This is a genomic window from Burkholderia sp. BCC1644 (assembly GCF_902833225.1).
Classification (GTDB): Bacteria; Pseudomonadota; Gammaproteobacteria; order Burkholderiales; family Burkholderiaceae; genus Burkholderia.
Genome location: NZ_CADFEI010000007.1, coordinates 20,757 through 43,858, shown reverse-complemented (window position 1 = coordinate 43,858; position 23,102 = coordinate 20,757). Strand labels below are relative to the sequence as shown.

Annotated in this window: 20 protein-coding genes and 1 pseudogene; 6 read left to right on the top strand and 15 right to left on the bottom strand. The window is 62.0% G+C overall.

Features of this window, described 5'->3' with window-relative positions; translation table 11 throughout:
• Positions 1 to 112: 112 nt before the first annotated feature.
• The gene (locus HWX87_RS15340; RefSeq protein ID WP_176047905.1) at positions 113 to 1,549 is read right to left on the bottom strand and encodes an aldehyde dehydrogenase family protein; all 1,437 of its coding nucleotides are present in this window, start codon (positions 1,547 to 1,549) and stop codon (positions 113 to 115) included.
• A gap of 124 nt (positions 1,550 to 1,673) precedes the next feature.
• On the opposite strand from HWX87_RS15340, the gene HWX87_RS15335 reads away from it, so the two are divergent.
• Both HWX87_RS15335 and HWX87_RS15330 read left to right on the top strand, forming a co-directional pair.
• Positions 1,674 to 2,435 (top strand): hypothetical protein, encoded by a 762-nt coding sequence (locus HWX87_RS15335; protein ID WP_176047904.1) that lies wholly within the window; start codon positions 1,674 to 1,676, stop codon positions 2,433 to 2,435.
• Positions 2,436 to 2,732: 297 nt separating this feature from the next.
• Complete coding sequence (locus HWX87_RS15330) at positions 2,733 to 3,098, top strand: hypothetical protein (protein WP_176047903.1); 366 nt, start codon at positions 2,733 to 2,735, stop codon at positions 3,096 to 3,098.
• Between the two features lie 151 nt (positions 3,099 to 3,249).
• On the opposite strand, the gene HWX87_RS15325 is transcribed toward HWX87_RS15330, so the two are convergent.
• A complete protein-coding gene (locus tag HWX87_RS15325) occupies positions 3,250 to 3,732 on the bottom strand; it encodes a DUF2501 domain-containing protein (protein WP_176047902.1) in 483 nt (160 codons plus the stop codon).
• 297 nt (positions 3,733 to 4,029) lie between these two features.
• Between HWX87_RS15325 and HWX87_RS15320 the strand changes: the two genes are divergently transcribed.
• A complete protein-coding gene (locus HWX87_RS15320) occupies positions 4,030 to 4,569 on the top strand; it encodes a hypothetical protein (protein ID WP_176047901.1) in 540 nt (179 codons plus the stop codon).
• 58 nt (positions 4,570 to 4,627) lie between these two features.
• Positions 4,628 to 5,203 carry a polysaccharide deacetylase family protein gene (locus HWX87_RS15315; RefSeq protein WP_176047900.1) on the top strand — a complete coding sequence of 192 codons (576 nt, stop codon included), beginning with the start codon at positions 4,628 to 4,630 and terminating at the stop codon, positions 5,201 to 5,203.
• 12 nt (positions 5,204 to 5,215) lie between these two features.
• Here the strand turns inward: HWX87_RS15315 and HWX87_RS15310 are convergent, their stop codons facing one another.
• Entirely contained in the window at positions 5,216 to 6,181 is a 966-nt protein-coding gene (locus HWX87_RS15310) for a phosphotransferase (RefSeq protein WP_244137679.1), read from the bottom strand.
• Positions 6,182 to 6,206: 25 nt separating this feature from the next.
• Between HWX87_RS15310 and HWX87_RS15305 the strand changes: the two genes are divergently transcribed.
• Positions 6,207 to 6,896, top strand: coding sequence for a CmcI family methyltransferase (locus tag HWX87_RS15305; RefSeq protein ID WP_176047898.1), 690 nt, complete (start codon positions 6,207 to 6,209; stop codon positions 6,894 to 6,896).
• On the opposite strand, the gene HWX87_RS15300 is transcribed toward HWX87_RS15305, so the two are convergent.
• From HWX87_RS15300 to HWX87_RS15250, 12 genes and pseudogenes are all read right to left on the bottom strand, one after another.
• Positions 6,853 to 8,058 (bottom strand): glycosyltransferase, encoded by a 1,206-nt coding sequence (locus HWX87_RS15300; RefSeq protein WP_176047897.1) that lies wholly within the window; start codon positions 8,056 to 8,058, stop codon positions 6,853 to 6,855. The two genes, HWX87_RS15305 and HWX87_RS15300, sit on opposite strands and share 44 nt — an antisense overlap.
• Positions 8,059 to 8,065: 7 nt before the next feature.
• Complete coding sequence (locus HWX87_RS15295; RefSeq protein WP_176047896.1) at positions 8,066 to 9,133, bottom strand: asparagine synthase-related protein; 1,068 nt, start codon at positions 9,131 to 9,133, stop codon at positions 8,066 to 8,068.
• Positions 9,130 to 10,008, bottom strand: a complete 879-nt coding sequence (locus HWX87_RS15290) for a radical SAM protein (protein WP_176047895.1) — start codon at positions 10,006 to 10,008, stop codon at positions 9,130 to 9,132. The genes HWX87_RS15295 and HWX87_RS15290 overlap by 4 nt, the downstream gene beginning before the upstream one ends.
• A gap of 1 nt (position 10,009) precedes the next feature.
• Complete coding sequence (locus HWX87_RS15285; RefSeq protein WP_176047894.1) at positions 10,010 to 11,005, bottom strand: phosphotransferase; 996 nt, start codon at positions 11,003 to 11,005, stop codon at positions 10,010 to 10,012.
• Positions 11,006 to 11,755 carry an FkbM family methyltransferase gene (locus HWX87_RS15280; protein WP_176047893.1) on the bottom strand — a complete coding sequence of 250 codons (750 nt, stop codon included), beginning with the start codon at positions 11,753 to 11,755 and terminating at the stop codon, positions 11,006 to 11,008. It lies immediately after the preceding gene.
• Between the two features lie 595 nt (positions 11,756 to 12,350).
• Positions 12,351 to 13,484 (bottom strand): hypothetical protein, encoded by a 1,134-nt coding sequence (locus tag HWX87_RS15275; protein ID WP_176047892.1) that lies wholly within the window; start codon positions 13,482 to 13,484, stop codon positions 12,351 to 12,353.
• 140 nt (positions 13,485 to 13,624) lie between these two features.
• Positions 13,625 to 13,855: pseudogene (locus HWX87_RS38025) on the bottom strand (PAAR domain-containing protein); the annotation flags it as partial.
• 28 nt (positions 13,856 to 13,883) lie between these two features.
• Positions 13,884 to 14,147, bottom strand: coding sequence for a PAAR domain-containing protein (locus tag HWX87_RS15270; protein ID WP_176047891.1), 264 nt, complete (start codon positions 14,145 to 14,147; stop codon positions 13,884 to 13,886).
• Between the two features lie 16 nt (positions 14,148 to 14,163).
• Positions 14,164 to 15,444 carry a T6SS immunity protein Tli4 family protein gene (locus HWX87_RS15265; RefSeq protein ID WP_176047890.1) on the bottom strand — a complete coding sequence of 427 codons (1,281 nt, stop codon included), beginning with the start codon at positions 15,442 to 15,444 and terminating at the stop codon, positions 14,164 to 14,166.
• Entirely contained in the window at positions 15,441 to 17,369 is a 1,929-nt protein-coding gene (locus HWX87_RS15260; protein WP_176047889.1) for a hypothetical protein, read from the bottom strand. Before HWX87_RS15260 ends, HWX87_RS15265 begins: the two co-directional genes overlap by 4 nt.
• Positions 17,370 to 17,393: 24 nt before the next feature.
• Positions 17,394 to 20,054 (bottom strand): type VI secretion system Vgr family protein, encoded by a 2,661-nt coding sequence (locus HWX87_RS15255; RefSeq protein WP_176047888.1) that lies wholly within the window; start codon positions 20,052 to 20,054, stop codon positions 17,394 to 17,396.
• 823 nt (positions 20,055 to 20,877) lie between these two features.
• Entirely contained in the window at positions 20,878 to 22,470 is a 1,593-nt protein-coding gene (locus tag HWX87_RS15250; RefSeq protein ID WP_166964663.1) for an ABC-F family ATPase, read from the bottom strand.
• Positions 22,471 to 22,643: 173 nt separating this feature from the next.
• Here HWX87_RS15250 and HWX87_RS15245 point away from each other — a divergent pair, with 173 nt between their 5' ends.
• A complete protein-coding gene (locus HWX87_RS15245; protein WP_176047887.1) occupies positions 22,644 to 23,096 on the top strand; it encodes a lipocalin-like domain-containing protein in 453 nt (150 codons plus the stop codon).
• The last annotated feature ends 6 nt before the right edge of the window (positions 23,097 to 23,102 follow it).

Genomic DNA, 23,102 nt, shown 5'->3' with positions numbered 1-23,102 from the left:
TCGGAACATCGGAACCGCGATGATCGACGATCCACCGACGCGCACCTTGACGGCCGTCAATAAAAAAACGGCACGCGAGCGTGCCGTTTCCGTTTCATGCCGCGAGCAGCGCTCAGGCCGGCTTCGCCGGCTTCAGCTGCATCGACTTGTACTCGAGATACTCTTCGAGCCCGTACACGCCGTTCTCGCGGCCGTGCCCCGACTGCTTGTAGCCGCCGAACGGCGCGGCGCCGTTCCACGTGCCGCCGTTGATGTCGACCTGCCCGGTGCGAATGCGACGCGCGACGCCCATCGCGCGTTCGTCGCTGCCGGCCCACACCGCGCCGCCGAGCCCGTACGGCGAATCGTTCGCGATGCGCACGGCTTCGTCTTCATCGCGGTACGTGATGATCGACAGCACCGGCCCGAAGATCTCTTCCTGTGCGATCGTCGATTTCGGATCGACGCGACCGAACACCGTCGGCTTCACGAAGAAGCCCTTCGCGAGCCCTTCCGGCAGGCCCGTGCCGCCCGTCACGAGTTCCGCGCCTTCGTCGATGCCGCGCTGGATGTATGCCTGCACGCGCTGCTGCTGCACGGCCGACGCGAGTGCGCCGAGGCGCGTCGCGTCCTGCCGCGGGTCGCCCGCGACGTACGTTTCGGCCGCGGCTTTCGCGATCTCGCGCGCTTCGTCGTAGCGTGCTTCCGGCACCAGCATGCGCGTATGCGCGGAGCAGGTCTGCCCCGCATTCAGGTAGCACGCGTTGACCGTGCCCTTCACGGCCGTCGCGAAATCGGCGTCGTCGAGGATCACCGACGCCGACTTGCCGCCCAGCTCCAGCGCGACGCGCTTGACGCCCGCGGCCGCCAGCTCCGCCACGCGCTTGCCGGCACGCGTCGAGCCCGTGAACGACACCATGTCGACGTCCGGATCGGTGGCCAGCACTTCGCCGACGACCGGCCCGTAGCCGCACACGAGGTTGAACACGCCGGCCGGCAGCCCGGCTTCGTGAATCGCTTCGGCGAGCATGAACGCGTTGAGCGGTGCGACTTCGGACGGCTTCAGGACGACCGTGCAGCCAGCCGCGAGCGCCGGCGCGACCTTCAGCGTGACCTGGTTCAGCGGGTAGTTCCACGGCGTGATCGCCGCGACGACGCCGACCGGCTCGCGCACGACGAGCGAGTTGCCGACCTGTGCCTCGAATTCGAACGACTCGGCGAGCTTTGCGTACGCCTTCCAGTTGTAGATCGGGCCGCCGACCTGGATCGCGCGCGACAGCTTGATCGGCATCCCGACTTCGCCGGTGATCGACTGCGCAAGCTCCTCGCTGCGCGCCTGCAGATGATCGACGATCTTGCGCAGGTAGCCCGCGCGCGTCGCGGCCGGCGTGGCCGCCCAGGCGTCGAAGGCCGCGCGCGCGGCGCGGATCGCGTCCTGCGCGTCGGATGCGACGCCTTCGGGAATCCGGCCGATCACGGCCTCGGTGCCCGAGTCGATCACGTCGATCGTGCCGGTTCCGGCCGGTTTGCGCCATGCGCCGTCGATGTAGAACTGGTCGTAGATTTTCATCGTTTTCCGCCTCCAGGGAAGCCGACATTCTAGCGATCGTTTCGGTCGGCCGGGGTGACGATTGACAGCCATTCGAAAGGACTTTAGCCTCGGCGCCTCATTCATCATAAGAAAGGAGAATGCCTTGAGCATCCTGACCAAAATCGAGGGCGGCTATCTTCAGGTACTGCGCGTGATCGTGCTGTTGTTCGCGACCGCAGTGCTGATCGGCGGGGTCATTTTCGGCGCGATCGCACTCGACGCGCACCTGTCGAAGCCGTCGAAGATCGACCCGGCCATCCAGGTCGATCCGGCGACGTTCTCGTGGGAAAGCGACGCGCCCGCCAAGTCCGCGCCGGCCACCGGCAGCTCGACTGCGAAGGACGACGCCGCGACGCCCGCACAGCGCCTGTCGGCGCAACTGTCCGCCATCGTGCAGAAACACGGTCGCGTGGCACTGACACCGGACTTCACGCTCGACCGCAACGTGTACGAACCGTCGTTCCAGCGCGTGCTCGGCGAAGACGGCCATCCGCCCGTCGCGTACTACGAACAGCAGATCGCCTATCTCGACAAGGTGCTGTCGCGCCAGGACGTCGCGGCCGACATCAAGAAAAAGGTCGCCGCGCACGGCGATGCGTACGCGCGCGACCAAGCGTATATCGACGTCATAACGGCCATCACACGCGACTTCGCCCAGCGCTACGACGCACGCCGCACCGCGATCGAAAACGAGAAGAAGGCCGCGGAAGACACGGCCGTCGAGAACGGCCAGACCGCGCGCTACGCCGGCGCCGCCGCGCTCGTCGCGCTGTACTCGTTCGTGTCGCTCGCGGTGCTGATCATCCTGATCCGCGTCGAGCGCAGCATCCGCTCGATCGCGCGCGCCACGCACACGCCGACCTGAACCTCGCGCATCGGCAACCCGTCCGGCGGGCTGCGGCAGGCCCGGCGACGGGCCTGCTTCGCGGCGAACGCGGCCGCTCCCGGCCGCCCGCTCCCGCGCTTTGGCGCGCTTTCCGTTCCCGCCACACACTCCCTGCACCGCCCGCCGTGAACGCAGGCGCCGCGTCCGTCTCGCCGCCGCCACGTCAGCATCCGCCCGGGTGCGCGGGCGGGCCCGCATCGTGCTATGTTTTTATTATCGGCACCGGCCCATTGCAACCGGCGCCGCCCGGAATCGACGCATTTCGTGAGCGCTGCCATGACCGACGCACCCCACACCCTCGGCTCGCAAGACCGCCTCGAGCTGCTTTGCTGGCTCACCTGCGGCAACCTCGGCGCGTTTTACCTCAACGAATCGTGGCCGGACGCCACGTTCCAGGTCCAGGCCGCGCACCGCTGGCTCGACCGCCATCACCGCCAGGCCGACTGGCTCTCGGTTGCCAAGCTCGCGGCGCTCGCGCAGGACATCGCGAAACGGCATGCGGGATTCGTCGACGCGTCGTGGGCGCGCGACGCAGTCGAGGAAATCGTCGATACCGACGATCTCGACTACCGCGCGAAACTCGTGCAATGGGTGTATGAAGACTGCTGCAAGGCGCTCGCGGACAAGCGGCTGGCCGATTGAACCGTCACGGCGCCGCGTGCGCGCGGCCCCGGCCTCGCGTTGCGCGATGGCCTTTCCGCCGCTCCAGACGTAACAGTGTGAATAGCTGCAGGGGTACGGTGCGCGCGCACCGCCCCTTCGATGCCGGCACGTGCGAGGCGTGCCGTTGCGCTTACAGCAGCGACTTCGCCTGCGTCAGCACCTTGTCGCAGATCTGCTTGGTCACCTGCTGCTTGAGGCCGCCGCCGCTCAGATCGAGCTTGCTGCCGCCCCCTGCGTCGAGGATTCCGCTCGCGCCGCTCGTATAGCCGCTATCCGACGACGCATTGCCGCCGAGCTTGCCCATCAGCGCATCCTTCACCGACGCCGCGCCGCCGCCGGACGCACCGCCGAGATAGTTGTTCTGGATGCAGAACTGCAGCAGGCCCGCGACGTTGCCGGTGCTGCCCGGCGTCAGCGACGCACCGCCGCCGCCCGTCAGCGCGCCGCCGAGGCCGCCGAGGTTGCCGAGCGCACCGCCCGCACTGCCGCCCGAATCGCCGCCGCCGCCGACCTGTTTCAGGACATCGCCAAGCTGCGCATGGGCCACCGAAAACGGTGCGAGCAATCCGATCAACGCGCCGGCAACGGTCGCGCGGTATAGACGTGCATTCATGTGAAGCCTCCCGGTTGTGACTGCGTGAGTACCGTGAATCGAATCCAAGGATACTCAATCAACCCGTACATGACAGCCTCCATGTACGGTCTGAAACGTCAGGCATCGTGATATCGCGGCGATTTGACAATGCTTGACGGCGCGCCGGCCGGCATCGCAGGCGCGACACGCGATCGAATGCGTGCGCGGTCGATCGCCATTCCGGGTCGCCTGTGCGCATGAAGCGTCATAGAATCGTCGTCGCCGGCCGTTCGGCCCCGCCGGCCCGATCTCAACCTCGACCATGAAGGTGCCCGCGTGGCGCTCGCCCATCGAATTCTGCTGATCGCCAGCGCATCGGCTGCGCTGCTCGCCGGTTCCGGCGCTGCCGGTGCGCCCCCCGCATCCGCATGCCCGTCACCTTCGTTCGACCGTTATCCGGCACCGGCCGCCGGCGCGCCACGCAAGCCGGCCGCATCGCCCCGGTTGACCAGCAAGGAAGCGCGCCTGTACCGCACCGTGATACGCGACGAATTCACGGAACCGGCCAATTTTGCCGGTCACTATCGCGTGGCGATCTGGGGGTGCGGAACGGATTGCCGGAATTTCGCGATCGTCGACAAGATCACGGGCGCGACGTACACGATGCCGGGCGTGACAGCCATCTCGGGCGTGATGGGCAACGACGACGAGCGCGTCGATTTCCGCGCCGGTAGCACGCTGCTGATCATCGCCGGCTGCTTCAACGACGATTGTGACGACAACCACGCGAAGGCGGCCCGGTTCTTCTACGAATGGACCGGCACGCGTTTGCATCCGGTCGGCACCTGCCCGCTGGCCATCGAGCCCATTCAGTAACCGGCGCGACTTGCGCTATCGTTCCTCCGGTCCACCTTTGACGGTACGCCTGCCCGCGATGTCCATTCACCTCAGCTTCGACGACGGCCCAGGCCCGTCGACACCTCCGTTGCTCGACGTCCTGCGCGACGCATCGTGCAAGGCAACTTTTTTCCTGCTCGGCAAAAATCTGGCAGGCGCACTCGATGTCGCCGCGAGAATGGCGCGCGAAGGCCACCTGCTCGGCAACCACACCCATTCGCACGCAAGGCCGGGCGCACTGGCGGGCGACGCACTGATCGACGAGATCGAAGCAACCGACGCGCTCATCCGCGATGCCTATAGGATGGCCGGTGTTACCGCGCCGGACGCGATCCCGCTGCGTCTTCCGTACGGGCTGATGCCGCAGGACGATCGCGCCGGCGTGCTTGCGCGCCTGCGGCGCGAACACACGGACTGGACCGCGATACTGGACGACTGGAAGCGGCCGGCGCCGTCGCCGCAAGCGCTGTTCGACGCGATGTGCGCGCATGTCGACGCCAGCGCGGCGCAGCATCGCGATGTACTGTTCTGCATGCACGACGGGTCGCGACATGGCGAAGCGCGGCCCAACACGGTCGAAGCCGTACGCCTGTTCCTGAATCGGCGGGACTGAAGCAGCGGCCGGTCAGCCTCCCGGCGCTGCATTGTCCAGCAACTGTCGCCAGCCGCCGAGGAATCCGATGCCGGGCCCCGGCACCCACAAGCCGCGCTGCGCCGCCTCCAGATGAATCAGCGTCTGGTCCGCACAGAACAGCATCGTCAATGCATCGCGATTGGCATGCATCCAGTCCGGCACACCATCGCGCCGCGTCCGTGCATAGGTGAGCAAGCCAGCCTCCCATCGCTGCGCGTCGAACACGAAGCGATCGTCCCGGCCCGCATCGCGCGACAGCGCGAACAGCGCAAAGGCCGCCTCGAGCCACTGCACGCCCTGCCCGGCATCGTCGAAATCCAGCACGCCGTTCACCGCCGGCCCGACGTACAGCAGGTTGCCCGCGTGATAGTCGCCGTGCAGCCAATGCACCGGCCCCGTCAGCCAGTGCGCGGCGGCGGCGAGATGCGCGCCGATCCGCCGGATCACCGTGTCGTAATCGCCGCTCAAGTCGCCCGGCAGCAACGGCATCGCGCGCGCCGCCACGCGCTCATGACGTGCCGACAGCCACGCCAGCGACGTCGATTCGCTCACGGGTATCGCGGCCAGTGCCGCATGCAGATGCGCGAGCGCGCGCATCGCATCGATCGCGCCGGCGTGCGCGTCATTCGGCAGGCCGGGGTTGCCGTCGATATGCTCGAACAGGTGCAGCCAGCTTCCATCGTCGATCCGCACACCGGATTGCGCATCGACGGTCGGCCGCAGCCGCGGCAGCGCGGGCAATGTCGGCGCTGTACGCGTATCGCCGAGATGACCGAGAATCGACGCCTCGCGATGCACCTGCTCGACCGGCTTGCCTGACCATGACACGCGCAGCACCGCGCGCCCCGCATCGCACTCGACGAGATACGTTTTGTTAGTATGGCCCGATGCCAGCGCCTGCACGCGTGCCGGCACGATGTTCCAGTACCGGCGAAGCCACGGTTCCAGCGTTTTCACGTCACTCCTACTCGTTGCATTGACCATGTCAGAGCGTCCTTCGGCCCGCATGCGGGACATCAATATCGAATGGCTGACGCGCGCCGCCGAATTCGACCATCTGTTCCAGACGCGCTGGCTCGGCGAGCGCTTCTTCCATCTGCCCGGCGACATGCTCGCGCTCCAGGAACTGATCTGGCGCGAGCGCCCCGATCGCATCGTGCAGACCGGCATCGCGGCGGGCGGCGGCGTCGTGTTCTCCGCGTCGATGCTGGAACTGGCCGGCGAGCCCGGCCGCGTGATCGCGATCGAGCCGCGCCTGCGCGACGAAGTCAGGCAGCGGCTCCAATCGCACCGACTCGCCCATCGCATGACGCTGATCGAAGGCGAATCGTGCTCAGCCGACACGCTCGCGTCGGTACGCGCGCAGATCGGCGCCGGCGCGCGCGTGATGGCGATCCTCGACCTCACGCATACGCATGCACACGTGCTGCGCGAACTCGAATGCTATGCGCCGCTCGTGACGCCCGGCAGCTACGCGATCGTGATGGATACCATCATGGAGTATCTGCCCGAGTCGATGTTCGACGGCAAACCGTACGGCCGAGGCAACAACCCGGCCACGGCCGCGCGTGAATTTCTCGCGCGCGACGACCGGTTCGAAGTCGATTCCGACATCGAGGACCGCGTGCTCATGACGCTGTCGCCAGGCGGTTTCCTGAAGCGAGTGCGCTGATCAGGCGGGCAGCCTCCGCCGAGCCGTCACGCTCGTAGCTGGCGCGGATGCGCGCCGCGTGCTCGCGCAACGAACCGGGACGCAACAGGCGCTCGAGCGCATCGGCGATAGCCGCAACGCCGGCCTGCTGCAGATCGAGCACGCACCCCGCGCCGGCCCGCTCGACGAAGTGCGCCGAATGGAACTGGTCGTTACAGAACGGCGACAGCAGCATCGGCACGCCGCACGCGAGCGATTCCATTACCGAATTCGCGCCGCCGTGGCTGACGAATGCGTGCGTGCGTCGCAGCAGCGCCAGTTGCGGCACATAACGTACCGCGATCACGCGCTCGTCAGCGGCCGGCAGCCGATCTGAATCGACCAGTTCGCCCACCGACAGCACCAGTTGCGCCGACGTCGCCCGCGTCGCGTCGATGACCTTCGCGAACAGGTCCGGATGGTAGTAAAGCTGGCTGCCCAGCGACATGTAGACGAGCGGGCGACCGGCGTCGATGCGCTCCCACGGAAATGCCGTCTCGTCGCCGCGCGGGCCCGACGGCATCGCAGGGCCGACCAGTTCGACACCCGGAGGCGGCGCACCGACCAGCGCGTCGGTCGTGAACGCGAGCGTGAGGTGCGGCGACAGGACATCGCAACCGCGAAAGCGCGCGTCAAGCCCGTAGCGTGCGAACAGGTTCGCGCGTTCCGGCGCGAGCCATCGCACCGTGCGCAGCAGTTCCGAATCGAGATCGTCCGGCAGCACCGGATTCAGCGAATTCGACATCGACACCCACGGCAAGCCTTCCAGCTCGGCGGCAATCGCTGCCGCATAAAGCAGCGGATCGATCACGACCACGTCGGGCCGCCAGTCGCGCAGCACCGCGCGGATGCCGTCCACCTGCGACGGCGCAAGATCGATCAGCAGCGTGCGGATCCAGTGCCGCAGCCAGCCGGCATCGCGAATGTTCGCGGCGAAGCTCGCGCCGCGCGACAGGTCGTGGCGCTCGGGTGTCTCGCGCGGCCCGACGAACACGAAGTCGCCGGCGCCATCGAGTTGTTCGCTGATGTCGGCCGGCGCGTAGAACGCGACGTCGCAACCGGCGGCGCGCAGGTGCTGGGCCGGACCGATGCACGGGTTGACGTGGCCTTTCTCGGGCACCACGCAGAACAGGATGCGTTTCATGAGCGACTCAGGTTGGGCGATGCGCGGCATCGAGGTGAAGGTGCTCGAGATGATCGAGGATCAGTGTCAGCGTCGCCCACAGCACGCGTTCGGTATCGGCCTGCAGCGTGGGCGCGGCCAGGCCGAGCGTGTCGGCCAGCACATGCGTGCGGTCGCGATCGAGCAGCGTGCCGAGTTCCATCGCCGGCGCGAGCCGCCCGCGCTTGGGGCCATGCACGAGACGGTCCGGCAGGTTCAGGCGCGCCCCGAGATCGCGCAGGCATTGCTTGTTCGGGTCAGGCGCGATGCTCGTCAGATGCGCGACGACGGCCGCATCGACGAACGGCGGATGCAGGTCGACCGACGCCGCATCGAACAACGCGTGGCACAGCGGCAAATAGTTGGCCGACTGGTCACGGCGCAGCACCTGATCCGCGCCATCGCCGGTAATCGCGATCTCGATGCCGTCCGCGGCCATCGCCTCGGCCAGCAACAGCTTCGCGACCGGATGCAGGTTGAACATCGGTTCCTCGACCGCATGGGTCGTTCTCGGCAGCGCCGCGATGAAATCGGCTTCGTTCGCGCGGACGATCTTCACGTTCGCCTGCATCTGCGTGGCAAGTTCGAGCGCTGCGTCGAGCTCGCAGTAGCCGGGCATGTCGGTCGCGAGGATGTAGGCCGTCACGTGCGGCAATGCGCCGAGTTCGCGCAGTTGCGCGAGCAACAGCGCCGAATCGAGCCCGCCGCTCAGCGCCAGTGCGACGCGCTTGCCGCTGTCGAGCGCGCGTTGCAGCGACGCGCGCAGCACGGTATCCAGATCGGCGTGATGAGGCCGTTCCGGCCACGGCTGCACCGTCAACCCTTGCTGCGAACGGATCAGCGCGTGACCAGGCGGCACCGCAAGCACGTCGCGCAGCACGGTGCGGCCGACGAGACGCTCGCCGCTCAGGTAGCCCGCGATGGCGGCCGTGTCCGGCGCACCAGCCGGTTGCCCCGCCGCACGCAGCGCGGCGCGAATGCCGGACGCCGACCCGCCGCTGCGCGGATGGTAGTGAAGACGATCGAAACCGAACGGGTCGCGTGTGCCGACGATCATGGATAACGGGCCTTCAAGGTGTCCACTTCAATGCGTTTCAGGATGCGATGCGGCGCGACCGGCGCGCTGCCGCCCTGGCAATGCAGGCACGCCTCGAGCGGCGCCTCGCGTTGCAGATAGGCGAGCATCGCGTCGAGCATGCCTGCGTCGTCGCGCAGCGGCAGGCCGTCGGCCTGAAAATCCTTCTCGCCCTTGTAGAGCGTATGGAAATGCGCGGGACGCGTGCACGTGTAGAACATGCCGTCGCGAATCATATGGCAGCGCTCGCGGATCCAGCAATCGTGATAGAGGCGCTGCGCTTCGTCGCGGTCCGTGCCGGGCTGTGCGCGATTCATCGTCGTGAACACGTCCTGCACCTTCCAGTTCAGACGCACGTCGAAACGCGCGGCCTGACGCTCGACGTACGCGACCAGGTCGGGCGAAAGCGCCGGCTTCGGATAGCGCGAGATCGTCAGCGCATCCACCGCCTGCCAGAACGCGTCCGGCATCTCGCCGAGCTTCAGCCCGTTCGTCGTGACGGAGATCACGGGCGCGATGGCCGTCGCGCGCACGCGTTCGATCAGTTCGACGAGCGCCGGATGCAGCAGCGGCTCGCCGCCGACCAGCTTGAACATGCGCGGGCTCAACACCTTCGCAGCCTTGCGCAGATCGGCCTCGATCGATTCGGGGCTCGCATGCCACTCGGGCAAAAGCGGCGACAGCGAGCAGCATTCAGCACAAGTCAGGTTGCAATGATCGACGATATGCGCTTCCAGCGAGCGCGTCCGGATACGGCCGTTTTCGACGCGGTAGTCGCGATCGAGCGGCGGCGGGAAGACATGCTGCCGCTCGCCGGACGGTGACGGATTCGCGATCGTGTTCGGATTCGCACTCACTTCAGGTTCCTGCTTCCGTGCAACGGGAAAAGAAATCGACGAGATGGCCACGCGCGTCCACCATCGCGGACGCCATCGTCACCGCGCCGCTCAGGTGCGACGCGAAGCGCGACGGATCGTCGAGCCAGCCTTGAACGACCCACAGCTTGAGCGCGTGCTGCAGGCATGCGGCATCGACCGCCCACGCGATGCGCGCCGGATTCACCGGCCGTACCCGCTGGTATCCGCGCACGAACGCTTCCGCGAGCGGCGGCGCTTCAAGTGGCAGATGATTCAGGCATCGCACCAGCTCGTACTCGCGCGGCGCGCCGATCGACGCTTCCCAATCGAGGATCAGCGGCGGCAGCGTGCCCGTAAACAGATAGTTGAACTGGTTGTAGTCGTTGTGGATCGGGTGTTGCGGATCCTCGGCGGGAAACGCGTCGATGCTGCCGGGATAGTAGCGGTCGAGCATGCGCAGCGCGAGATCGACATAGCGGCGCAGGTTCGCGGCGTTGTCGTTCGATCGTGCGTGATTCAGCGCATCGAGCAAACTGCGCCGCACCGCATCCGCGTCGATCGCGGTCAGCCGCGCATGGATCGTGTCGAGCGACGGCAGATGAAGCCGTTCGAGACTCAGATGCAACGCGGCCAGACTCGCACCGAGTGCGTCCCATTCGGCCGGTGAAAACGTATCGTAGGTTCTGAACTGCCCGGCTTCCCAGCGCGTCAGCATCGCGTGCGATCCTTGCCCGGTCCACAGCGGCTCGCCGGACGTCGTGCGTTTCAGCGTCTGCACATGGAATCGGGTATCGCCGTGCGTTTCGAGGTGCGCGAGGACAGCAGCTTCCTTGGTCCCGCGTGCATGATGTCCGGACGCGTAGAGCTTGACCGCCACACCGCCCCCGCTGCCGGTCGGTAAATGCCACACGCGTTCGCTGACCCGGCGCGGCGCCTCGCTGCGGCCGAGCGCGTAGGCGTCACGAATCTCGTCGAAGGTGGCGGCGAGCGCGTCCATTCAGATGTGCTCGGCCGGCCCGTGCCGATACGGATGACCGGTCAGGAACGTGTTGTGCCCGACGTAGCGCAGCTTGTACATCGCGGGCCGGAACAGCACCGACGGATCGTTGTTGGCGATGCCCAGCAGCGGATACAGGTCCTGCCGCACGAAGAACGCGTTGTTGCCCATGTCGTCGCAGCAGACGAGTTCGTAACCCTTCTGCCCGCCGAGATGCACGAGCGATTCGAGGCTCGCGCCGTAGTAGGTCGAGCCGTCCCATTCGTGGTCCGGATTGAAGCACATGACCCAGCGCTCGGGTGGCGTGTAATACGGGTTGTATTCGATCACGACGATGCGCGGCTTGAACGCTTGCAGGCCGCGCCAGACCCAATAGTCGTTGCCGTCGATATCGATCGACAGCAGGTCGAAGTCCTCAGGCGTGTTCGCGTCGGCGAGCAGTTGATCGACTGTGTCGGGCTGAACGCGATCGTGATGCAGCCGGACGCGCTCTGCACCTGCGTAGTGCGCGGCAAGCTTGCCGAACCGGTACGCGCTGCCTTCCACCAGCACACCTGCCCAATCCTGTTCGCGCAGCAGTCGCGCGGTGTTGCTGTTGCGCAGGCCATCGCTCGCGCCGATATCGACGCAGAAGCGGTGGGTCGGCGCGATCCGCTCCATCAGCCGCGACAGAATGCCCTCCTCGGTGCCTTGCGCGTACAGGCTTTGCGCAAGGCCGGACAGGTCGAGCGGGAGAGGATGATCCTGCATCGGGAAGCGGCTCCGGGTCGGAATGGGGAATGGCGGCGTGCGTTCGGAGGGTAATTTACCCGAAGTCGATTGAGCAGAGGAAACGGGGATGCGCGACGCTGCCGGGCTTCGGCGCACGCGGAAATGAAAAAGCCCGCCAAGTACAACTTGGCGGGCCTCTCGGATACATCAGCTCAGGTACGACTCAGGACACTTACTCCTGCCCCTGACTCGTCAGGAACTCCTCGTAATTGCCGCCGAAGTCGAACAACGTGCTGTCCGTCCGCACTTCGATGATCCGGTTCGCCAGCCCGCTCACGAACTCGCGGTCGTGCGACAGCCAGACCCAATCTGATTTCCTGTAACTATCTGGAGGTCAGAATGGCAACTATCGTTCAACGTGGGTACAAATGGCAGGCCAAAATCCGGGTCCAGGGCCACAAGCCGGAAATCTCCACTTCCGACCGGGACTAGTTCTGGTTCAGGGTCGACCGAGCAGGCGGCGTCACGCCACGTGCGGCGTGGCCTGACCCAATCGTATTAATGGTGTCCGCTACCATCACGACCCCACGGCTTACTTTTCATAACTGCGATGGTCATTGATAGACTGCCATCACTATGACGATTGCGGAGATTTCCCCGACCGACAGTTATCTACAAATTCCCACTCTTGGGAATAATTGATGGGTGCGTCCGAACCGTTTGCCTTGTGGTAAGCGGCCTCCCACGCAGACGTGCACGCGTTAGATTCCTTCGGCCAGTCGTTTCGATCATCAGCGTCGGCGCTTGACTTAGGCGCCATCGCGACCTGATCGGCAGCAGCCTTGTGACTGGCGACCTCCTGCTTACAGGCATTGATAAGAGGCGGAGTTTCGTCTTTAGTCGGACGATGATGTGCGTTCGCCCATTCCTCATCACTCTTCATGTCAACGCAATGCTGCACGTCGGATGCGAACGTGTTGGCCGCATCCAATTCGGGGCCATTCTTGAGCACTCCATCTTCGTATTGCTTGCTTCCCTTCACGATCACGAAGTCCGGACCTTTGTAGGAATTGTAGCTCTGGTAGAACGATTCAAATCCCGTGAACTTTCCGCTCGAATAGCTCCCTTTCGCAAGGACGTTACCGTCAGCGTCCTTGCGCACGAGATCGCCATCGAGCACACCATGTGAAAAATTTTGCTCTACAAGCAGATTTCCCGTCTTTGCATCCCATTCCTTGTACTTGCCGTCGGCGACCCCCACGGACAGGGACTGCTCAACTACAAGTTTCCCGGTATCCGGCGCGTATCGCTTCAGCGTCCCATCGGGTTGCCCGTCCTTGTAACTCACCTCAAGAACAGCGTTCTTGCCACTTTTGTCATACATGGTGAAGCTTCCGGCCATCACCCCCTTTTCAAAATGCCCCTTAATCTGCACGATATCCGATCGCGGCTGCTTGCAGGTAACGTCTCCGTCGGGCAACCCTTCGTCTACTTCGCTATCGCATAGCAGCGATGAGCCAAAGAGTACAGCGAGTATCGATCCGGCAGTTCCCGCGATTTTCTGATATCCGGCCTGCCCGCTATAGAGGGTGCCGAACGGGACATTGGTGACTTTACCGCTGAACGGCTTGTTCGCGTCACCTTCGTAGATTTTGCCGTTGCTGACCTGCGCATTGCGCCAATCAAGGGTATTCCCGCTGCAGCCAGCTACTACTAAGGCTGCGATAAGTGAGGTGACAACAAGACCACTATGATGATTATTCGGCATTTTTAGAGTGTGTGCTAGTTATTCGAATTCTGACGAGAAAGACGCCCCCGTCCACATCACATGCGTTTACGGCGGCCGCACCGGAATCTTTAGTTATTCTGGCGCCGTGCAGCTGAGATTAACGCACACGCAAACTAGTTTTACTCTGAAACCTTGATCGACATGACCTGCTGCGACGGGATGAGTAGCGGCGGTGCCGAACACTTGCAGACGCATAGATCGTCATTCAGCGCTACGTGACGACCGTCCGGCCCGGTCACCGGAATTCGCGGGCCGACACATTGAATCTTGCCGATCGTCTTGCACACCGGGCAAAACACATCGTCATCCTCATGCGCGATGTGCTTACCGTCGAGCGCTAACGGTGTCGCATTTCGATCGCATGGCCAGTTTTTTCAGCTAGCCGATACCGAATCCCTGCGCACTTGAACACAGCGTCGCGCCGCATGTCGTCTTGTGGCCGTCGAACGCAACCGGGCGCCCCTCAACCACAAAGTTCGGGTCGCCTTCCGCGATCAGGCAGACTTGATGCCCTTCAATCGGGCAGATACACGGATCGCCCTTGCGGGCGACCGCTCGCCCGTCCACGTCAAATTTCAAAGCGCCTCCGACCACTTGCCCTCCGTGGTCGGTCGCGTCACCTACTCGAATAACGTTGCGCATTGGTCGTCGTTCTCCATCATACCTTCGGCGTTTCGTCGTCCGCTTCCGGAGGTGCAACGTCGTCAACCGCAACGAGTGTCCACGTAGTCGGCACACTATGTTTCGATTCTCGCCCTAACACGCGATCCAGCATGCCCGGTTGGCTCAACACGTCAACCATTGGCATGGTTGAGCCGAGTTCAAAGTATTGCCGGTTTCCGCCGTCGATCTGAAGCCCGTTCGCTTCGGGACACGTCCACCAGCCGCTACGCGGACAGGCCTCCCCCGTTCTAACAATGGTGTTGAGCGGGGGCAGCGGCACAACTGCGGCACCTAACTTTGCCGCGCCTGATGTTGGGCGCAACCGTACAGAGTTCACAATCGATTCGAAAATCTTCGTTGCTTGCTCGTCGGTCAAGTTCGGACGTTGATCGTCTCGCGTCGTCAATTCAACCGAAAGTGTCGGATTCAGAGGTTGCAGATGTTCCCCCTGCGCTTCCCAATGGAACTGATATGTACGAAACCCCGCGTCGGTCGGCAATGACCATAGCCCTTCTTCCCCCTTGCGCCCATTCGCGTCATGTTCGCCACGGCGCAAGGTGCGAATACCTGATGCAAGCGATTGCAGCGGTCCCGGCACAGCGCCGCTGTCCACACGTTGCAGCAATGTTTTTTCGTCCGGCTTTGCTGTCATCGTTGTTATGTGTATGAGAAGCCCCGGCGCATTCGGAAGTTTAAACGTGATAGAAGCGATTTCGTGTTGTGGCGATTTCCCATCATCTGCAAAGAATCCGTCTTTTAAGCAAAACCCCGCTTGCGCAGGAATTTCATTTGGAGTTCGGGCGCGAAGACTCGGTAAAAACTTGCTCTGCAGCTTTTCGGTCATCGTTGCGTATTTATCCGGATCAAACCCATCGATATCGATAAAAAACGTACGCCCATTGATCCACTTATACGCCTCAAATCCATCTATCTTTCTACCATAGAGGACAGTAGATTTAAGAAAAACCGTCCCATTACCCTGCAAATCAATCGCACGATCCAGAACGAGATCACTTTTTCCTTTAGGTTTTTTAAGACCCATCTCTCTTTCTTGCATTCTCTTTTGGAAGGCGGAGAGATTTGCGTAGCGAGTGTTCGTTTGAACGGGGCCGAAAATATATTCACCCAATTGCGCATATAGCTCGGCGTTCGCCGGCACATCGACAAGATATCGGCCGACACAATATGTCTTCGAATCATTCATGTTCGGTTCACCAGCCATGCAAGTTACAGAAAACAAAATTAAAATTAATGTCAGTAATCGCCGCATGTTCATGCGTTCCCTTCTGTAGACGCGCCTGATTGCTGGACCGGCGGCGCTAGTTGCACGATCTTTCCGATACACCATAATACACACTCACGCACCGGTCCATTGTTGTATGACATTTGATGGTCGAATCCCGTCATTCGGAACGTGATCGGCTTCGAGCCGCTGTCTGCAATCATACTCCCGGAATCGAAGGGCACCGTCCCGTCCCCTGAGAACTCTATATCGCCGTGCTGGTCATCTTTCGGCGGCGGCGGCGCATTCTCCAACTTAAACGTTGCCTTTTGCTGATTGATCTTCAAGACTGATTTTCCGAACAAATCGAAATCATCGGTTTTGATAGTCGGCAACTTCCACTCAAATTCAGCGCCAACTTCATTTTTTGTGGACCAAGTCACATTCCCGAAAGACACTTGCTTTTTATCCGCGCCATAGTACGCGTAAGTAACCGGGTGGCAGTACAACCTCAAAGCATCATGAAAATCTTCCGCCTTTCCGATTGCTGCGGTATAGCGTGCAATGTCCTTCCTCCCCGTATCTTTATCCAATCCGGCCGGGTTAATAAGGTCTTCATTTACCATACCCCACCAAACATCCTTCACTGTGGTGGCGTAAATTTCAGAATATGGATTGGATACCGGAAGCGCGGGCATCGCGTCGCTTTTTTTCCCATTCGCGTATCTCGCGAATTTCAACCATCCTGCCGCATAATGTTTTGTCGGCAACAGTTCGAGCGGGCCGGACGAGTTCCCCATCACGCATACGATATCAGCCGCACTCCATCCCATAATCTCTGCGACTAAAGCGGCTTCAATGTTAAAAGTCCCATTTACTTCCGTGCCTGCACGAAAGCGTCGATATACAACTGGAGCACCGCCCACTGGCTGCACACCGTGAACGACACCTAACACCGTATCCGGCCCCGCATCGCCTACTACGCTGCTAGAGGATTCTCCCGACGCACCCCCGGAATTCTGCGGCTTGGCTCCAGCTTCAGTCGAGTCATCTGCTTTTTCCGGTCCACCCACGTCGCCATCACTGCCCGTCGATGTGCTTGCCGCACCGCTCAGTTTCTGTGCCGCACGACGCGCAACGAGTCCACCCATCGAATGCGTAACGATGATGACCTTGCCGGTAGAAATCCAGTACGAACCCCTCTTGTAGTACGCAACCGCTTCGTTGATGCGTTGGATGAGTTGATCCGCCGACGCATCGTTCGACGCGAGCCAGTTATACCCGCACGCCCACACCGGATAGTAGTAGTCGGTAAGGCGCGAGAACTCTTCGGACGCGAGCGGTTCGATGGTCACGTCCTGCGCGTTCCACTCCTTCCGAACGTCGATTTTTTTATCTTTAACAACTCGTTCAAGTGTTTGTGCGACTTGCCACACTTCCTGCGGCTTCTGTCCGTCGGATGGCAGTTCGGGTTCGATGTACGGTTCGTTAAGCGCAAGTTCTAGTTCGGACAGAATCCCACCGTAACTGTCGAAATGCACCTCCCCCCATCCGCGACGCTTCGCCTCATCATTCGTCATCGTGAATAGATAGCGCGGAATGCTCACCTTTCCGCTAGTGTCCACTTTGACCCGATCCGGACCGATCTGCAGTTGTCGAGCCGCAGGACTTTGATGCAATCGCCGAAACCATTCACCAAGTCCGGCCATCTTGCCGTTAGGTGGACGCCATGCAGGCTCGCCTGGCTTCGTTGTTTTATCGTTACCGCAGAGGTTCGTTCCCATGATGCCCGGCACGAAGATAACCGGGACGACGTGTCGCGGCGGCAACTTGCCAAGCGCACACACTTTGAACGATTCCGGACTCATCACACTATCAAAATACGGGTTTCCGTTTACGTCGAACCGAAGCGGTACGCGACGGTATGCTTGTTTCACCCCGCATTCGGAATTCTCGCTTGCAGTATCTGCGGTAGCCATTTCTATCGATCTTCTTCTGTACTGTCAGTCAACCGGCCGGAACGTAACCGGGCGAATTTCACTATCGTTTGCAATCAGCGAGTGCGTGCCATCGGCCGCAAGCTTGCCTTGATCGCGGATGCCACCAGCGTCATCAGTGACCTTGTGCGAGAGTCCGGCATATGGCTTGCCGCTTGGACTGACTACCTTGAACCGTTCGTCAGTCTTCATGGATGAAGACGGCATAACCGGCAGGTCGGCCGTACCACCACCGCCTGTAACAGCCTGAAAACCGCTCGATTCGATCCGATGCTCACCGGTCGATGACTGAACAATTATCCCATTCTCGACTTTGATGACCGCGCCGTTGGTTCGCAGTTCGAGTTTTGGCGCTTCCAGAATCAGTTCTTCAAGCGAGTAAAGATGCAGGCGTTCGGACGTACCGATTTCGCCCTTGCCTTGATGCGCCTGTATGGTCAGGTCGCCTGATCCCACCATCAATTTCATACCCGCCTTAGCGAATGCGGAAATGCCCTGTGCGGCTCGCATCAGAATTCGCCGACCGGCACTGATGTTTGCATCCTGCGCCGCTACGGATTCGACGTGTCCCCCGGCGACCGTCAGGACATTTGCTGCACTAGACATCGCGACGCCATCCGGCGCGGTAATCCCAATCGCTGCTGCGCCGCCATCGTCCTTCCAATCGCTAATTCCCTTCGTCAATTTCTCTTGCGGACCGGTATCCGTTTCGAACGCGTCATGCGTCGATGACAGTTCACTAAGCCGCTTCGCGATGGACAGAGCGAGTTCCAATTGACCGGTCAATTCCGCCCGATCTAGCACGCGGCCGCTCGCATTGTTGCGGGCGTCCGTTGAAAGCAACATTCCACGTGCGGCGCGGATCGCCCCGGTTAAATCGGTACGCAGTTCGAAGCCTTCGCCGCGTTTGTCTGACACGCCTTTGTCGCGAGGATGGCCGATCCATCCTTGATTAAGTTGTGTCTTGCCGTGTTCCGACGATAGCTTGGTCTTTGTTTGCGCCGTCGTGTCATCGAATTGAAGCTCGCCGTAACCAAGGCCGCCGACTTCCTTCGTCCGTATGCCATATATCGGCGCATTGTCGGGCAGGTTGCCTGCACCAGCAAACTGCACTGGCGCATGGCGCGCGTCGAACATATTTGCGACAACAATCGGCTTATCCGGATCGTTCTGCATGAACAGCACTAAGACTTCGGACCCGACGCGCGGCCAGAATGCCGTACCGGATTGCGCATCCGCCCACGGCTGCGCTACGCGAACACGGGCCGAATCGCGCGGCGTTCCACTCGCCCCGCTATTGGGGTGGTCGTCTCGCCGCGCGAACAGGAATTGCACGCTTATCCGACCTTGCTCGTCTACGTCAACTTCACCATTACCGACTACGCGTGCACTGATAGGACCGACGGACGGAACACACGATGCGTCCCACAATGGAACGATCTGCGTCGATGCACGCACGCACTCGAAGCGATTGATGATCGGGCTATCTTCTTCGATTTCGAATCGACCCTTGTTGGTCGAATTCGGAAGAAGACTGTTCCGCGCGCGTGTCTCAACGTGCGTCAACACAAAACGGCGATCTTCGGCCGAATGCATGTCGATCTCAGGATGACCAGTCAACGAAAAGATCGTGCCTGCACCACCCACAAACGCACGAACGACGCTTTGACCCGCAAAGTGCTTTGCGCCTTGCGTAAGTGCGAGCTGGCGCCGTTGCATGACCTGTTCATAGTGGTCTGCATTCTCCGCGATGTGCGGAGAGTCATACCAGTATTCGGTCAGCGTAGCGGCAAGAGCCTTGCCGTGTTCACCTTGATTCTGCGAAGTTGCGGCGTCTAGTTGGTTGACGCCAGCGGTTTGATAGTCGTGTGACGCGGCATAAACGACGCCGGAAGTAATTTCTCTATACGCTTCCCACGCAAAAACCGTATCGTCCGGTTCCGTCGCGTCCGCACGATTGAAGCGCACAACCCCGGCCGGGTTCGCCCTCCATGTACCCGGCTTATCGACAAGGTGCAATGTATGGATCGGTACGCCGTTCTCAATTGCATGGGTGAAGTACCAACTGATGCCTTCGCGACGCCACATGCGCGTCATAAATGCGAGGTCACTTTCCTTCGCCTGCATCGTGAACCCGCGACTTGGATATGTGCCGAGCGCACTTGTATCGAGTCGGAACGACGCGCCGATGATTTGATTCCCGGTCGTGTGTTCTTGAATGATCGTGTGGGAAATGTCCACCACGGACACATCGCGGAACACTCTCCACGTCACGCGGCGATCAAGCAGCGAGAGGGCATCGGTGCACACAAATTCGTAAAGCACAAAACCGCCATCGGCGGCGAGTTGTCGCGCCTCGCAAACGATTGCACAAATGGTCCGTTCGGCCCCCGCGATATCGCCCACTTGGAGCGCAACAGGCGCACCGATAAACGCCTTCAGCGGCATCGATATATCGCTCGATAGGGCTTGCAACGTGAACCGAAGCGGCTCGCATATGCCTTCGCTTGCCGTGAGTTGATGCGGCAGCACCGCATCGCCCGGCAGCCCCATAGAAGACGCGAACGTCACTTGAAGCAAGCGGCGGGATTGCGTGAAGCCAGACAGCAATCGTTCAAAGTTCGGGAACTGCGCCGCGACGGCGCGAACAAGTTCTGTGGGGTTCATTGTTGTTGGTCTTCTCAGGTTACGGCGGTCGCCCTATCTTGTTGCGCTACTCATTACCCCGTTAAACAAATCTGTCCGACATGCACTGCCGACGAACAAATTTCCCGCGATGCAGACGCGAAAAAACCGACGCGAACACAAAGAATTCGGCGTCGGGTTCGAGGGACATCACGCCTATTCGAGAGATCGTACTGAACCGGCATTTCTACTCTACAACCGCGCAGACGACGTAGCGGGAATCTCACAAATCAATGGTCGCCAGACCACCGAAAATGCACCTTACGAGCTACTTTCTCGGCTGTCAATCAGGCGCAAGTCATAGGCCTGTCATTGTTGACAGGTGTCCTCGACGGAAATCAATCTAGCCCGTGTAGCAGCGCGACTTGTCAGATTGTCGAAGATTGTTAGGAGCGTCACGCGCTAATCGCCACCGCCCCGCATACGCTAGCTGCTGCCGATGGCGGATTTCGTATCGACGTTAAGTCCGCTACCGACGACTTAATTCGAATTGCTGCGGCCGCAAGCACCAAAGGTACAAGGATTACAATGACGGGCATGTCAACGCGCGCGCTCGAAGACTTAATCCGCATTGGAGCAGCGGGTAAAGGCGCTGTCTCATCTGAAGACTAGTGAGCTCGGCGCGTATAAATGAAAAGGCCCAGACCGACTAACTGCCGATGTGGGCCTTTCGTATTTCTGGCGGTACGCCTTACGCGCGCCGCTTAGTGTCCTCTAGAGGGCCGCGCAACCGCTGTCCCAACGGGACAATTCCACGGGACAATCCGGGACACATGAACAGTAGTCTTGGGACAAACCGGGGGCTTTACTCCTGCCCCTGACTCGTCAGGAACTCCTCGTAATTGCCGCCGAAGTCGAACAGCGTGCTGTCCGTCCGCACTTCGATGATCCGGTTCGCCAGCCCGCTCACGAACTCGCGGTCGTGCGACACGAAAATCAGCGTGCCTTCGAACTGTTCGAGCGCGATCTGCAGCGATTCGATCGACTCCATGTCCATGTGGTTGGTCGGCTCGTCCATCAGCAGCACGTTGTGGCGGCCGAGCATCAGCTTGCCCCAGATCATGCGGCCCTTCTCGCCGCCCGACAGCACCTTCACCGACTTCTTGATGTCGTCCGACGAGAACAGCAGGCGGCCCAGCGTGCCGCGCACCATCGTTTCGTCGTCACCGTCCTTGCGGTACTGGTCGATCCAGTCCATCAGCGTGATGTCGTTCGGGAACTCCTCGTACGTGTCCTGCGGCATGTAGCCGACATTCGCGTTCTCGGACCACTTCACCGTGCCGTGCTCCAGCGCAAGCGCGCCGAGCAGCGAACGCAGCAGCGTCGTCTTGCCCGCACCGTTCTCGCCGATGATCGCGATGCGCTCGCCCGGCTGAACCGACAGGTTGAAGTTCTGGAAGATCGTGCGCTCGTACTTCTTCGTGATGTCTTCGGCCACCACCGCGACGTTGTGCAGCTTCTTCTCGAACTCGAAACGGATGAACGGGTTCTGGCGCGACGACGGCTTGAATTCCTCGATCTTGATCTTGTCGATCTGCTTCGCACGGCTGGTTGCCTGGCGGGCCTTCGACTTGTTCGCCGAGAAGCGGCGCACGAAGTCCTGCAGCTCGGCGACGCGCTCCTTCGCACGCGTATTCGCCGCGGCCTGGCGCTCGCGCGCCTGCGCCGATGCGAGCATGTAGTCGTCGTAGTTGCCCGGCCAGACCTTCAGCGTGCCGAAGTCCATGTCGGCCATGTGCGTGCACACCGAGTTCAGGAAGTGACGATCGTGCGAGATGATGATCATCGTCGAGTTGTACTCGTTGAGCGTTTGCTCGAGCCAACGAATCGAGTTGATGTCGAGGTTGTTGGTCGGTTCGTCGAGCAGCAGCACGTCCGGCTTCGAGAACAGCGCCTGCGCGAGCAGCACGCGCAGCTTCCAGCCCGGCGCGACGTCGCTCATCGTGCCGGTGTGGAATTTCTCCTCGATGCCGATGCCGAGCAGCAGCGCGCCTGCGCGCGCTTCGGCGTCGTAGCCGCCGTATTCGGCGAACTTGCCTTCGAGCTCGGCCGCGTGCATGTAGTCGTCGTCGGTGGCTTCCGGGTTCGCGTAGATCGCGTCACGCTCGGTCATGGCGGCCCACATCTCGGTGTGGCCCATCATCACGACATCGAGCACACGCACGTCTTCGTATGCGAACTGGTCCTGGCGCAGCTTGCCCAGGCGGACGTTCGGCTCGAGCGCGACGTTGCCGGCGCTCGGCTCGAGGTCACTGCCGAGGATCTTCATGAACGTCGACTTGCCACAGCCGTTCGCGCCGATCAGACCGTAGCGGTTGCCCTCGCCGAATTTGACCGAGATATTCTCGAACAGGGGCTTTGGCCCGAATTGCATCGTGATGTTGGCAGTAGAAAGCACAGCAGGTCCCGTTAAGAGAGAAATCGACGGAAAACCGTGTATTTTAGCAGGTGTCGGAGAAACTGCCGACCGCCCCGCCCCGGCAGCGCATTCCGGCCCCCTGGCCCGCCGCCCGGCGGCCCCGCCAACACCGCGGCACGCGCCCTGCCACCGCCTCACCGGAATCCCGCATCATGCCTGCCAGCCTGCTTCGCGAACAACTCGTCGGCGCATGGCGCCTCGTGTCCTACGAAGTCCGGCCGCGCGACGGCGGCACGGCCACCTATCCGCTCGGCCGCGACGCGCGGGGCTGGATTCTCTATACGCCGGACGGCTACATGTCCGCCCAGCTGATGGCCGCCGGCCGGCCGCCCTACGCGAACGGCGACCCGCACCACGGCACCGACGAGGCGTGCGCGGCGGCCGCCCGCGGCTACATCGCCTATTCCGGCCCCTTTCAGGTCGCCGACGACGGTACGCTGACGCACGAAATGGACGTCAGCCTGTTCCCGAACTGGATCGGCAACGTCCAGCAGCGGGTCGCCGTGCTCGACGGCGATCGCCTGCAGCTCGGCCCCGCCGCCCCGGTCCGGCTCGACGGCCGGGAGGTCGACGTCCTGCTGCTCTGGGTGCGCGCGGGCCGCTGACGCCCG

What these genes read in the sequence shown, in the direction of transcription:
- HWX87_RS15340 (WP_176047905.1), bottom strand. Translation starts at nt 1,549, where the DNA reads ATGAAAATCTACGACCAGTTCTACATCGACGGCGCATGGCGCAAACCG.
- HWX87_RS15330 (WP_176047903.1), top strand. Translation starts at nt 2,733, where the DNA reads ATGACCGACGCACCCCACACCCTCGGCTCGCAAGACCGCCTCGAGCTG.
- HWX87_RS15325 (WP_176047902.1), bottom strand. Translation starts at nt 3,732, where the DNA reads ATGAATGCACGTCTATACCGCGCGACCGTTGCCGGCGCGTTGATCGGA.
- HWX87_RS15315 (WP_176047900.1), top strand. Translation starts at nt 4,628, where the DNA reads ATGTCCATTCACCTCAGCTTCGACGACGGCCCAGGCCCGTCGACACCT.
- HWX87_RS15305 (WP_176047898.1), top strand. Translation starts at nt 6,207, where the DNA reads ATGTCAGAGCGTCCTTCGGCCCGCATGCGGGACATCAATATCGAATGG.
- HWX87_RS15300 (WP_176047897.1), bottom strand. Translation starts at nt 8,058, where the DNA reads ATGAAACGCATCCTGTTCTGCGTGGTGCCCGAGAAAGGCCACGTCAAC.
- HWX87_RS15295 (WP_176047896.1), bottom strand. Translation starts at nt 9,133, where the DNA reads ATGATCGTCGGCACACGCGACCCGTTCGGTTTCGATCGTCTTCACTAC.
- HWX87_RS15285 (WP_176047894.1), bottom strand. Translation starts at nt 11,005, where the DNA reads ATGGACGCGCTCGCCGCCACCTTCGACGAGATTCGTGACGCCTACGCG.
- HWX87_RS15280 (WP_176047893.1), bottom strand. Translation starts at nt 11,755, where the DNA reads ATGCAGGATCATCCTCTCCCGCTCGACCTGTCCGGCCTTGCGCAAAGC.
- HWX87_RS15275 (WP_176047892.1), bottom strand. Translation starts at nt 13,484, where the DNA reads ATGCCGAATAATCATCATAGTGGTCTTGTTGTCACCTCACTTATCGCA.
- HWX87_RS15270 (WP_176047891.1), bottom strand. Translation starts at nt 14,147, where the DNA reads ATGCGCAACGTTATTCGAGTAGGTGACGCGACCGACCACGGAGGGCAA.
- HWX87_RS15265 (WP_176047890.1), bottom strand. Translation starts at nt 15,444, where the DNA reads ATGAACATGCGGCGATTACTGACATTAATTTTAATTTTGTTTTCTGTA.
- HWX87_RS15260 (WP_176047889.1), bottom strand. Translation starts at nt 17,369, where the DNA reads ATGGCTACCGCAGATACTGCAAGCGAGAATTCCGAATGCGGGGTGAAA.
- HWX87_RS15255 (WP_176047888.1), bottom strand. Translation starts at nt 20,054, where the DNA reads ATGAACCCCACAGAACTTGTTCGCGCCGTCGCGGCGCAGTTCCCGAAC.
- HWX87_RS15245 (WP_176047887.1), top strand. Translation starts at nt 22,644, where the DNA reads ATGCCTGCCAGCCTGCTTCGCGAACAACTCGTCGGCGCATGGCGCCTC.